Source organism: Pseudofrankia saprophytica (assembly GCF_000235425.2).
Classification (GTDB): domain Bacteria; phylum Actinomycetota; class Actinomycetes; order Frankiales; family Frankiaceae; genus Pseudofrankia; species Pseudofrankia saprophytica.
The window spans coordinates 265,125-277,373 of sequence record NZ_KI912266.1 but is presented as its reverse complement, the minus strand read 5'-3'; the positions used below and the strand labels follow the sequence as shown (position 1 = coordinate 277,373).

Below are 12,249 nucleotides of genomic sequence, written 5' to 3'. Positions count from 1 at the left end.
CCCCGACGGACCGCCGCGGCCCGGGCGCCTGGGCGGGGGGTTCATGGCGACGGTGCGCCAGTGGCGCTATCCCCGGGAGTTTCGGATCGCGCCGCCGCGGTGGCCGTCCGAGCTGGTCGCGCTGTCCGACGCGACGGCCCGCGCGGTGGTCCCGCCTGGCCAGGACGCCGCTCTGGACGAGGCGCCCGCCTCGGCGACGCCCGCCGCGGGCGCGGTACCCCACGCTCCCGTCTCGGGGGCGCACGACGTGGCGGCGATCGCCTCGGGGGCGGTACCCGACGTGGCGGCGCTCGAGCCCAGGGACATCGCCCGGGTGGCGACCGAGCTGTGGCGGCTGCGTCGCCAGCTCGTCCCGACAGGCGCCCCGGTCACTCCCGAGGCCCGTCGGGCGCTGCGGCGGCTCGACGCCGTGGGTGACGTGCTCGCCGCGGCCGGCGTCGAGGTGCAGGACCACGACGGCGCTCGCTACGACAGCGGTCAGCAGCTGATGGTGCTGGCGTTCGAACAGACCGACGGCCTCACCGACGAACGCGTCGTCCAGACGCTGCGCCCCTCGGTCTACCTGGCCGGCCGCCTGGCCCAGGCCGGCGAGGTGATCGTCGGCACGCCGCCGCGCCCCGATCAGCAGAACCCCGATCAGCGGGACCCCGATCGGCAGGAGAGGACCTGATGGCACGGTCGACCGTGGACTTCGGGATCGACCTCGGCACGACGAACAGCGCGATCGCGATGCTCGTTGGCACCGAGGCCCAGATCATCAAGAACTCGGCCCAGCGTGACACCACGCCGTCGGCCGTCTACGTGGACCGGCACGGTCGCATCCACGTCGGCGACCGCGCCCGGGAACGCGTCGAGCACGACGTCGACAACACCGCCGCCGAGTTCAAGCTCCAGATGGGCCAGCGCGACTCGGAGAAGCGCTTCCGCGACGGCCAGCTGACGATGAGCCCCGAGTCGCTGTCCGCGGAGGTGCTGCGCCGGCTGAAGGCCGACGCGCAGGCGCGGACAGGCGACGACATCCAGGCGGCCGTCATCACGGTCCCGGCGGCGTTCGACCTCAACCAGTGCGACGCGACCCGCCGCGCCGCGAGGGAGGCCGGCCTGGCCCATGCGCCGCTGCTGCAGGAGCCGACCGCGGCCGCCCTGGCCTATGGCTTCCAGCGCGACGAGGACAACATCTACCGGCTGGTCTTCGACCTCGGCGGGGGCACGTTCGACGCCGCCGTGGTGCACGTCCGCGACGGCGAGTTCGACATCGTCAACCACGAGGGTGACAACTTCCTCGGCGGCAAGCTGATCGACTGGGCGATCGTCGAGCAGCTGCTGATCCCGCCCCTGCTCGCCCAGTACCCGCTGACCGACTTCGCCCGGGGAAACCCGCGCTGGGCGGCGGCCATCGCCCGGCTCAAGCGCGCGGCCGAGGAAGCGAAGATCACGCTGTCGGTCGCGACGAGCGCGACCATCGAGCTGGACGACCCGCCGCTGTGCGTCGACGACCGGGGGCAGCCGGTCGAGTTCGTCCACGACCTGCGCCGCGACGAGGTGGAGCGGCTCACCGACCCGTTCGTCGCCCGGGCGGTCAACATCTGCCAGAAGGCGTTGCGCGACGCGAAGCTCGCGCCCGGCGCCATCGACCGGGTGCTGCTCGTCGGCGGCCCCACCCTGATGCCGTACCTGCGCGAACGGGTCGCGGGCGAGCTGGGCATCCCGATCGACATCACCCAGGACCCGATGACGGTCGTCGCGCGCGGCGCGGCGATCTTCGCGGGGACCCAGCGGCTCGACACCGCCATCCCCACCCCGGCCGTCACCGGCGCCTACACGGTCGAGCTGGAGTACAACCCGATCGGCGCCGACCCGGAGCCGCAGATCGGCGGCGTCGTCCGCGGCCCCGCCGGCGCGGGCGTGGCCGGCCTCACGATCGAGTTCGTCAACGCCCAGGCGCGCCCGCCGTGGCGCAGCGGCAAGATCCCACTGTCGGCGACCGGCGGGTTCATCACGGCGCTGTCGGCGGCCCCCGGGGTGCGCAACGAGTTCGCGATCCTGCTGGAGGACTCCGCGGGGCGCCGCCAGCAGGCCGAGCCCGCCAGCCTGGCCTACACGATCGGCACGGTCGCGCCGGAGGCGGCGATGACCCACTCCGTGGGCATCGCCCTGGAGGGGAACAAGGTCATCTGGCTGCTCACGAAGGGCTCCCGCATCCCGGGCCGCGGCAGTGACGTGCTGCGCACGACGGTGGCGCTGAGCCGGGGCCAGTCCGGCGGGCTGCTGCGCATCCCGGTGCTGGAGGGCGAGTACGACCGGGCCGACCGCAACCGCCACGTCGGCGACCTCGAGATCCTGGCCAGCCAGGTGCGCCGTGACCTCCCGGTCAGCACCGAGGTCGAGGTGACGATCGAGATCGACGCCTCCCGCATCGTCGCGGCGAGGGCGTACGTGCCGCTTCTCGACGAGGAGTTCGAGACCCAGCTCGACCTGCGCTCCCAGGCCGCGCCGAACGCGGGCGAACTACGCAACTCGGCGCGCGTCGAGCAGGCCCGCCGCCGCGAGCTGGAGGACGCCGCCCGACAGGCGAACGACGCCGAATCGCTCGCCCGGCTGGCAGAGATCGACAACGAGCGCGTCGCCGAGCAGCTCGACGACGACCTGGCCGCGTACAACAACGGCGACGCGGACGCGGCTGGCACCGCCGCGAAGCGGTTGCTGGACCTGCAGGCGCGGCTCGACCAGGTGGAGCGGGCCCTCGCCTGGCCGCGGGCGGTGCGCGACGCCGAGGAGCTGCTGTCCCAGGCCCCCCGGGTGATCGAGGAGTTCGCCGACCGCGGCGACCGGCGCCGCTACGACCTGCTCGTGTCCGACCTGCGCGCCGCGCTGGGCTCCCACGACGTCGAGCTGCTGCACACCCGGACCGACGAACTGCGCATCTTCCTCATGGTGCTGTTCAACAAGAAGACCGGCGGCCTCGACGCCGCCCGGTTCGAGGCCCTCAAGGAGCACCGCGCGAGCATGCGCGACCAGGCACTCGCGAACCGGCTGTTCGAGGACGGCGACCGGGCACTGGAAAGCGGCAGCCTGGACCGGCTGCGCAACGTCGTCCGCCAGCTCATCGACCTGCTGCCCAGGACGGAGGGCCCCGATGACCCGTTCGGCCACTTCCGCCGATAGGGCGGACCCGCCCGAGGCGGACCCGTTCGGGGCGCTCGTCGACGAGGCCACCGTCGCCCGGGCCACCGACCTGGCCCGCGCGGGCCAGCACGGGCGTGCCCTGGCCCTGCTCGACGAGCTGGGTGCCCGGCGCGCCCACACCGCGCCCGAGCGTGACCTGCTCGCCCGGATCCACGCCCAGCAGGGCCGGCTCGACGCCGCCGCCCAGCAGTGGCGGCGCGCCGCCGAGCTCGGCGGCCACGAGGCCGAGGCCGTCGCCGGGCTGCGCAGGATCGCGGCCCTGGAGGGCCGGCACGTCACGACCCGTGGCCGGGTCGCCGGTGCCGCGCTCGCCGCCGCCGTGCTGTTCGGCGGCGGGGCGCTGCTCGGCTGGGCGGTCGCCGACGCATCGGCGACCGGCGGGGACAGCGACGCGACGGCGACGGCGGTGCCTCCGGCCGCCCTCGCCGCGTCGGGCGGTCCGGGCACGGCGTCGGCCGGTCCCGGTCTGCCATCGGAGACGACCGCCCCGGCGGCGGCGCCGTCCGTGGGGTCATCTGCGGCGTCGCCCGTGGCCTCGCCGCTCCAGGCGCTCGCCGACGGGGTCGCCGGCCCCGAGGTGACGGTGACCAGGGCCGGCGGCCAGGTCGTCCTGCTCTTCGGCGCGCGGCTGTTCGAGGGCGGCGCGGCCCTGAGCCCGGACGGGGCCGCGGCGCTTGCCCGGGTCGGTGCCCGGATCGCCGCCATTCCCGGGGTCGCCGTCGAGGTCGTCGGCCACAGCGACGACCTGCCGGTCCCCCCTGGCGGCCTCTACGCCGACAACACGGCCCTCAGCCAGGCCCGCGCCGGGGCGGCCGCCGCGGCGCTCGCCGGCGCGGGCCTGTCCCCGGCCCAGATCACCGTCTCGGCCGCCGGCAGCGCCGTCCCCCTCTACCCGAACACGCCGGCCGACCGCGCCCGCAACCGTACTGTCACCCTCCGCCTGACCCCGTCGGCTTAGGACCTGGCTCGGGAGGCGAGACGAGACGGGACGACGGCCGGTGCCCGGGAGCCGCCGTCGTCCCGGGCGGCTCCCGCTACGCCAGGCCGCGGGCCCAGGAGATGAGCGGAGGTAGGCGGTCGGCGGTCGCCTCCAGGTAGATCTTGAGCTTGGGCTCGGTGCCGCTGGGGCGGACGACGGCGCGGGCGTCTCCGGCAAGCGTGAAGATCAGGACGTCGGACGCGGGCAGGCCCGACGAGACCAGCAGGTCCGTGACGATCACGACCTTCAGCCCGGCGACGTCCGCCGGCGCGGTAGCGCGCAGGCGGCGCATCAGCTCGGCGCTGGCGGCCAGGTCGGGGACCCGGATCGAGACCTGGGCGGTGGCGGGCGCGCCGAGCTCGCGGTTCAGCTCGTCGAGGCGGTCGAGGAGGGTCCGGCCGCGGGCGGCCTCGGCGGCAGCCATCCGGGCGACCGTGACGGCCGCGGTGAGACCGTCCTTGTCGCGGACGAGGTCCGGGCGGACGGCGTAGCCGAGGGCTTCCTCGTAGCCGAAGACCAGGTCCGGGTCCCCCCGCATGATCCACTTGAAGCCCGTGAGGGTCGCGGCGTAGCGGACACCCCGGCGCGCGGCCAGGGTGCGCAGGGCGGTCGAGCTGACAACCGTACTGGCGACCGGGCCGGGGGTGCGCAGGAGGATCTCGTCGGCGAGCAGCAGGCCCAGCTCGTCGCCGGTGAGGACCCGCCCGCCGACGGCGACCGCCAGCCGGTCCGCGTCCGGATCGTTCGCGAGGACGACGTCCGCGCCGATCCGGGCGCCGAGGGCCAGCACCCGCTCCATCACCCCCGGTTCCTCGGGGTTCGGGAACCGCGCGGTCGGAAAGTCCGGATCTGGCTCCGCCTGCTCGGCGACGACCACCGGCTCCGGGAGCCCGGCGGCCGCGAAGACCCGCCGCAGCACGCCAAGCCCGACCCCGTGCAGCGGGGTGTACGCGATCCGCGGCCCGGGCCCTGCCGTCGCTTCCCCGGCGGCGTCCCGCCCAGCGCCCAGCTCGCTCTCTCGTGGGGTCGGTGCCGCCGCGGCCGTGACGTAGGCGGCCACGATCTCGTCGCCGAGCTGGGTCCACGTATCGGCGAGCGGCGTCCGCGCGGCCGGCGAGGCGGCGGCGATGGCCGCCTCGATCTGCTCGTCGGCGGGTGAGACCAGCTGGGCCCCGCGGCCGGCATCGCCCAGCGGGCCGCCGAGATAGACCTTGTAGCCGTTGTCGGGCGCTGGGTTGTGGCTCGCGGTCACCATCACGCCCGCGTCGGCGTCGAGATGGCGGACGGCGAACGCCAGCACCGGCGTGGGAAGTGGCCCCGGCAGCAGCAGCACCCGCAGCCCCGCGCCCGCGAACGCCCGCGCGCTGGCCAGCGCGAACGCGTCGCTGCGGCGTCGTGCGTCGAACCCGATGACCACGGACGGCGGCGCGGGATCCGCTGAGCTGCCCGCGGCGGCGTGGGCCATGCCGCGCGCGTCGGCTGACGCGGCGCCGGCGGGCGCCGGGCTCTTCGACCGGTTTGCCACGAGCCAGCTGGCGAGACCGGCGGCGGCGCGCAGGACGACGGCGGTGTTCATCCCGTTGGGGCCGGCCCGCACCGGGCCGCGCAGGCCCGCGGTCCCGAACCGCAGCGGCCCGGCGAACCGGTCCGCCAGGTCCGCCCACGCCACCGCCCCGGCGGCGGCAGCCTCGCCGTCGTCAGCCTCGCCGCCGTCAGCGTCGCTGTCTCCGTCAGCGTTTCCGTCTCTGTCTTCGTCAGCGTTGCCGCCCGTGGCCACCGCGTTCAGCAGCGCCTCGATCTCCGCCCGGTCCGCCGGGTCCGGATCGTCGGCCAGCCAGGCCCGCGCGGCCACGACCAACGACTCGGGTGATGAACCGGGCCCCGGGCGTGCCTCGCTGTCCTCCACGCCCCCATGCTGCCCGCATCGGCCGCGAGCGGGGGCGCGACCCGGGTGGTTCCGACGGCCGGAGCGGGGTCGCCGATCAGGTGGGAACCGCGAGCGGACGCGCGGGACGGAGTCGCCGGGGCAGTCGCCTTACCGATGCGCAGGCGGCCTCGCGAACCTACGGTTGCCCTGCGCGCAACGTGCGTCGGAGCCGATCACCCAAGGTCAGGGGAGACATCGTGGACATGGGACTGCGGGGCAGGACCGCCATCGTGACCGGCGCGAGCCGGGGGATCGGCCTGGCCGTGACGCGAGCCCTGGTGGCCGAGGGCGCGACGGTCGTGGCCGGGTCGCGGGCGTCGTCCGCGCAGCTCGACGAGCTGGTCGCCGCTGGTTCGGCGGTGTCGGTGCTGGTCGACCTCTCCGACCCGAAGGGCCCGGCGGAGCTGGTCACGCGGGCGGCGGAGGTCGCCGAGCGGTCCGGTGGACGGATCGACGTGCTCGTCAACAACGTCGGCGGCGCGCCGCCGAGGCTCGACGGGTTCCTCGCCGTCACCGACGAGCAGTGGCTCGGCTCGATCAACCTCAACCTGATGGTGGCGGTGCGGGCCACGCGCGCGGTGCTGCCGCACATGATCGCCGCCGGGCACGGCTCGATCGTGACGGTCAGCTCGGTCAACGCGTTCCTGCCCGACCCGGCGGTGATCGACTACAGCGCGGCCAAGGGCGCGCTCACGAACTTCTCGAAGTCCCTGTCCAAGGAGGTCGCAGCCCACGGGATCAGGGTCAACACGATCAGCCCCGGCCCGGTGGCCACCGACCTGTGGCTAGGTGCCGGCGGCGTCGCCGAACGCATCGCGCGAAAGAACGGTGTCGCGGCGAAGGACGTCGCGGCCGGGGCGGCGGCCGACGCGGCGTCGGGCCGGTTCACCCAGCCCGACGAGGTCGCCGACCTGGTCGTCCTGCTCGCCGGCGAGCGCGCCGGCAACGTGACCGGCGCCGACTTCACCATCGACGGCGGCCTGATCAAAACCCTGTGACGACGTGGCATTCCGACGACCGGCACCACGCCCTGACCCCCAATGCCCCGACGCCGCGGCGCCCCAGCGCCTGACGCCCCGGCGGCGGGTTGAGGGGAGAGCTCGTGAGGGTTGATCCGGACGGCGCGGAAGATCCCACCGGACCATGGGTCTGATCATGATCCGGTGGGATCTTCCGGGTCAGAGCTCCGAGGAATCCACCAGATCATGGGCGGCCCCTCGCGATACCGGCCGCCGGCAGCTTCCATCGCCGCACCCGACCCGACCCGACCAGGCCGGGGCCGGGCCGGGCCCTGATTGCTAGAGGCGAGAGACGACCTCGGCGAGGAGGGCGCCCATGCGGGTGGCCGCGGCCTCGCCGGCGGCGAGGACCTCGAGGTGATCGAGCGGTTCGCCGGTCATGCCGGCGGCGAGGTTGGTGACCAGGGAGATCGCGAGAACCTCGGCGCCGGCGTTGCGGGCGGCGATCGTCTCGTGCACGGTCGACATGCCGACGAGGTCGGCGCCCAGCGTGCGCAGCATCCGGATCTCGGCCGGGGTCTCGAAGTGCGGGCCGGGGAGCGCCGCGTACACCCCCTCGGCCAGGGTCGGTTCGACCTCGCGGGCGAGCGCCCGCAGCCGCGGCGCGTAGGCGTCGGTGAGGTCGGTGAACGCGGGGCCGACGAGCGGTGAGCGGCCGGTCAGGTTCAGGTGATCGCTGACGAGCACCGGCTGGCCGACGCGCATGTCGGCGCGCAGGCCGCCGGCCGCGTTGGTGAGCACGACAGTGCCGACGCCGGTGGCACACGCGGTGCGCACCCCGTGGACGACATGGGCGAGGTCGTGGCCCTCGTAGGCATGCACCCGGCCGAGGAACAGCAACAGCCGCCGGCCGTTCAGCTCGACGGAGCGAACGCTCGCGCCGTGCCCCGGCACGGTCGTCTCCGGGAAGCCGCCTAGCTCGGCGAACGACACCTCGGCGAGCACCCGGCCCTGGGCCGCGAGGGTCTCGGCGGCGGGCTTCCAGCCCGACCCGAGCACCACCGCCACGTCATGCCTGTCGGCGCCGGTGACCGCGGCCAGGCGGGCGGCGGAGGCGGTGGCGTCGGGTCTGGCTGTTGCCGTCGCGGCTGATGAAGGCGCGGGGGTGTTTCTGCTCACGCCCTCGGAGGCCGAATGGTCAGCATTGCCGGCAAGCTGCGTCACGGGCCCGACTGTACGGCGTGACCGCGGCCGTGCAGGCGACGCCGTCTACTGGCACGAAAGGTCGCCTGAGGCCATGGGTGTTATGTAAAACACAGAGCGTGGCGCCGTGGACACCGCTGAGCGGGCCGCTGACAGCCGGCCAGAGGCGCGTGGACTGATTCCCTGGGCCCGACCGACCTCACCCTGAGGCCCCGCCCCGCCGAGGTCTCGCCCGCCAGCCGAACCGCGGCGTCTCAGCCTGTCTATAGGCACGCCTATCTGACACACACCCAAAGGCGATCGGTGAAGCGTGTCAGATGGCCCTGCCAATAGGCATGCCCAGGTGCCACGGATCGACCTTCAGAGGCCGTGGGCGGGACCGTTTGACTGGCGAGACGTCGCCGGATCGCCGTGGCGGGCCTCGGCGGAGAGCGCGGGCAGGCAAATACCTGGTGGCGGCGGCCTCGTTGCCGCCGCCACCAGGAGTCGGGGCGCCCTGCGGTGCCGCGGCGCGTTGCGTGGTACACGACGCGACACCGGCCGGGGAGCGGTTACCTGGCGGCCGGCAGCTGGTTCGACCAGAGGACGGTGCCGGAAGCGTCCCGCAGCTCCACGGTCAGCGCCCGCGACCAGCCGTCGATCGTGACTCGCCCGAAGAACTGGTACCCGGCCGACGGCGGCAGGTTCGACTGGCCGGCCGGTGGCACCTTCTGGAACACGACCTCCGGCCCGAACGTCCCGTCCGTGCCGTTGGGCCCGAAGGTCCCCGCGTTGGCCGGCCCGGCGACGAACTCCCAGAACTGGTCGAAGTCCTTGAACGCGGCGCGGTCCGGCGTGTAATGCAGGGCCGCCGTGTAGTGCACGTCGGCGGTCAGCCACACGGTGTTGCGCACCTTGTTGTGCTTGATCGATGAAAGGATGCGGGCGAACTCGACCTCACGGCCGAGCGGGACGCCGTTGTCGCCCTGGGCGACACCCTCGACAGCGGTGCCATCCGGGACGACCAGGCCGAGCGGCAGGTCGTTCGCGATGACCTTCCAGGTGGCCTTGCTGCGGCGGACACTTCCACGATCATCTGGGCGGCCCGATCGGCACGTGCCCAGATGACTCCGCTCCTGGCGGTCACATCCGCGGACTGCACGCCGGAGGTGAAGGACGGCAGGCCGCCGAGGTTCGCCCCGCCGGCCCAGGCCGGCCCGCCTGACAGCACGCCGGTGGCCGCCGCCGCCCCGGCCGCGGTCAGGATGACGCCACCCCGGAGGAGATCTCGTCGGCTCACGTCGGGAATGGTGGGCAGCTGCGGCATCGCAGCTCCTTTCGGTCCGGTATGGCTCACGTTCAGCCGTTCTGGGTCCCCCAGCCCGTCCCCGTCCTTCTCCTGGACAGGCTTGTAGACCTGCCTGACGGCGACCGGTCCTGACCGGGGCCAGCCGGTGAACGTTCGCTACCGTTCGCGGGCACCGGCCCGCCGCGCGCCCGCCGGGCTCCCGCGGCGCGGCGGGCGCGGGACGGCACGCGTGGGACGGCACGCGCCGGCCGATGAGGAGCAGACTTGCGGCGTGGCCATCCCGCGTAGCTCACGTCCGCCTGACGTGCCGCTGGAACCGGGGGAGTTCACCGAGGTCGTGCTACGCGGCCGGCTCACCGACCCCGGCGGCGGAGGTCGGCTGGTCGCCAGGGCCGAGCGGTTCATCGGGTACCGGCTCGGCATGTCTCGCTGGATCCTGCTGACCAGCCAGCGGCTGCTCGTCGTGGCGCCGTTCCCACGCGAGGGGGACTGGTTCGACGTCGTCTGGGACCGCCGCGAGGTGAAGGCTTCCCAGGGCGTCAAACACGGCGACGTGATCCGCGTCCAGCTCACCACCCCCGGCGGCCCCCAGGTCCTCCGCGTCCCGGCGGGCATCCGCTCGGAGGTCAGCCGCTTCATCAGGGCGCTTAGACACTGACAACTCGCCGATCCGATCGTCGGCACGGAGCGTGCCGAGGGCAGGGCGTATCGCGCCGGTAGGGTTCTGTGTGGTGTGAAGGTTCGGTGTGGCATCACACCAAGACGCTTTCTCGCTCCCCTTTTGCTCGTACAGGGCCGACGTGAGCGACGAGGACACACGGACAGGACGGCAGGGCGATGGTGACGGCAGACGGGCACGGCGAGCCGGGGACGCCGCGGGTGCGGCAGACCGCGATGCGTACGCATCGGTGCGGGGACCTTCGGCTGGCTGATGCCGGGGAGACCGTGACGGTGTGCGGGTGGGTGGCCCACCGGCGCCAGCACGGGCAGTCGCTGCAGTTCCTGGACCTGCGGGACTACTCGGGCGTCGTGCAGTGCGTCGTCGACGGCACGGTCGACGTGCGGTCGGAGTACGTGCTGAAGATCACCGGTACCGTCACCGAACGGCCGGAGGGCACCGTCAACCCGCAGCTCGCGACCGGTCAGGTCGAGCTGCGCGACTGCAAGGTCGAGGTGCTCTCGGTCGCGAAGCCCCCGCCGTTCCCGCTCGACGATCGGGCGGACAACGTCGACGAGTCGACCCGGCTGGCCTTCCGCTACCTGGACCTGCGCCGCGACCGGATGCAGCGCAACCTGCGGGTCCGCTCGGCGGCGCTGTCGGCGATCCGCGCCGCGCTCGCCCCGCTGGGGTTCGCCGAGGTCGAGACGCCGCTGCTGATGCCGTCGACGCCGGAGGGCGCGCGCGAGTTCATCGTCCCCTCCCGGCAGTTCCCGGGGAGCTTCTACGCGCTGCCGCAGTCGCCGCAGCTGTTCAAGCAGCTGCTGATGGTCGGCGGGGTGGACCGCTACTTCCAGTTCGCCCGCTGCCTGCGCGACGAGGACCTGCGCGCCGACCGGCAGTACGAGTTCACCCAGCTCGACATCGAGATGAGCTTCGTCGACCAGCAGGACGTGCTCGACGTCATCACGGCGTCCGTGCTGGCCGCGACCGAGGCCGTCGTCGACGTTCCGGTGCCCCCGGTCGTGACGATGACCTGGCACGAGGCGATGGACCGCTTCGGCGTCGACAAGCCCGACCTGCGCTTCGGCATGGAGCTGGTCGAGCTCACCAGCGTCTTCGCCGGCAGCGGCTTCAAGGCGTTCGCGGGCGCCGGCGCCGTGAAGGGCGTCCGGGTGCCGGGCGGCTCGGCGACGCACAACCGCAAGGCGCTGGACACCCTGACCGACACGGCGAAGAAGCTCGGCGCCAAGGGCCTGGTCTGGATGCGGGTCGGCGCCGGCGGTGTGCTGGAGTCGCCGGTGGCGAAGTTCCTCTCGCCCGAGGAGCTGGCCGGGATCGTCACGAGGACCGAGGCGGTCGAGGGCGACCTGCTGCTGCTCGTCGCCGACGAGTGGATGACCGCCTGCGAGGTGCTCGGCCAGCTGCGCAACTCCCTGGGGCGCCCGCCGGCGGGCGAGGGCGGTTTCCGCTACGTCTGGGTGGTCGACTTCCCGCTGTTCGTCGGCATCGACCAGGCGACCGGGCGGCCCAAGCCGGGGCACCACCCGTTCACCCGCCCGCACCCGGACGACGTCGACAAGATGGAGAGCGACCCGCTGGAGGTCCGCAGCCGCGCCTACGACCTGGTCCTCAACGGCTGGGAGCTCGGCTCCGGCTCGATCCGGATCCACGAGCCGGAGCTGCAGCAGCGGATCTTCGGCCTGCTGGGGATCAGCCCGGAGGAGGCGAACGCCCGGTTCGGGTTCTTCCTGACCCCGTTCGGGTACGGCGCCCCGCCGCACGGCGGCTTCGCGTTTGGCATCGACCGGCTGGTGGCGATCCTCGCCGGCGAGGAGAACATCCGCGAGGTCATCGCGTTCCCCAAGACGCAGTCCGGCCTCGACCCGATGACCGGTGCCCCGACCCAGGTGGACGAGCGTCAGCTACGCGAGCTGGGCGTCCGCGTGGTGGCCACGCCGCCGGCCTAAGCGAGGAAGTTCCGCGCTCGGGTATGTACGGCCCGTTTCGGGGAAATAGCCCCGAAACGGGGGTGAGGCGACCTACCGT

Annotated in this window: 9 protein-coding genes; 6 read left to right on the top strand and 3 right to left on the bottom strand. The window is 73.7% G+C overall.

The features are described 5' to 3' along the window. The first annotated feature begins 43 nt into the window (after nt 1-43). Genes FRCN3DRAFT_RS42095 through FRCN3DRAFT_RS42090 form a run of 3 tightly spaced genes read left to right on the top strand, consistent with a single transcriptional unit; the run spans nt 44 to nt 4,144 of the window. Nucleotides 44-670: a hypothetical protein gene (locus tag FRCN3DRAFT_RS42095; RefSeq protein ID WP_051466103.1), complete on the top strand. Its 627-nt coding sequence runs from the start codon at nt 44-46 to the stop codon at nt 668-670. Further along, on the top strand, nt 670-3,165 hold the full coding sequence (locus tag FRCN3DRAFT_RS0201130; RefSeq protein ID WP_007518030.1) for an Hsp70 family protein: 2,496 nt from the start codon (nt 670-672) through the stop codon (nt 3,163-3,165). Before FRCN3DRAFT_RS42095 ends, FRCN3DRAFT_RS0201130 begins: the two co-directional genes overlap by 1 nt. Beyond that, nucleotides 3,137-4,144 (top strand): OmpA/MotB family protein, encoded by a 1,008-nt coding sequence (locus FRCN3DRAFT_RS42090; protein ID WP_007518028.1) that lies wholly within the window; start codon nt 3,137-3,139, stop codon nt 4,142-4,144. The genes FRCN3DRAFT_RS0201130 and FRCN3DRAFT_RS42090 overlap by 29 nt, the downstream gene beginning before the upstream one ends. 76 nt (nt 4,145-4,220) lie before the next feature. Here the strand turns inward: FRCN3DRAFT_RS42090 and FRCN3DRAFT_RS42085 are convergent, their stop codons facing one another. After that, nucleotides 4,221-6,071 (bottom strand): phospho-sugar mutase, encoded by a 1,851-nt coding sequence (locus tag FRCN3DRAFT_RS42085; RefSeq protein ID WP_232793882.1) that lies wholly within the window; start codon nt 6,069-6,071, stop codon nt 4,221-4,223. Between the two features lie 224 nt (nt 6,072-6,295). On the opposite strand from FRCN3DRAFT_RS42085, the gene FRCN3DRAFT_RS0201115 reads away from it, so the two are divergent. After that, the gene (locus FRCN3DRAFT_RS0201115) at nt 6,296-7,090 is read left to right on the top strand and encodes an SDR family NAD(P)-dependent oxidoreductase (RefSeq protein WP_232794248.1); all 795 of its coding nucleotides are present in this window, start codon (nt 6,296-6,298) and stop codon (nt 7,088-7,090) included. 300 nt (nt 7,091-7,390) lie between these two features. On the opposite strand, the gene FRCN3DRAFT_RS0201110 is transcribed toward FRCN3DRAFT_RS0201115, so the two are convergent. Beyond that, entirely contained in the window at nt 7,391-8,230 is an 840-nt protein-coding gene (locus FRCN3DRAFT_RS0201110) for a purine-nucleoside phosphorylase (RefSeq protein WP_051466102.1), read from the bottom strand. 575 nt (nt 8,231-8,805) lie between these two features. Continuing rightward, on the bottom strand, nt 8,806-9,783 hold the full coding sequence (locus FRCN3DRAFT_RS58060) for an alkaline phosphatase D family protein (protein WP_232793881.1): 978 nt from the start codon (nt 9,781-9,783) through the stop codon (nt 8,806-8,808). A 30-nt stretch (nt 9,784-9,813) separates the two neighbouring features. Between FRCN3DRAFT_RS58060 and FRCN3DRAFT_RS0201100 the strand changes: the two genes are divergently transcribed. Together FRCN3DRAFT_RS0201100 and aspS are read left to right on the top strand one after the other, a co-directional pair. After that, the gene (locus tag FRCN3DRAFT_RS0201100; protein ID WP_007518019.1) at nt 9,814-10,200 is read left to right on the top strand and encodes a hypothetical protein; all 387 of its coding nucleotides are present in this window, start codon (nt 9,814-9,816) and stop codon (nt 10,198-10,200) included. A gap of 179 nt (nt 10,201-10,379) precedes the next feature. Beyond that, nucleotides 10,380-12,170, top strand: a complete 1,791-nt coding sequence (gene aspS, locus FRCN3DRAFT_RS0201095) for an aspartate--tRNA ligase (protein WP_007518018.1) — start codon at nt 10,380-10,382, stop codon at nt 12,168-12,170. Nucleotides 12,171-12,249 lie beyond the last annotated feature (79 nt).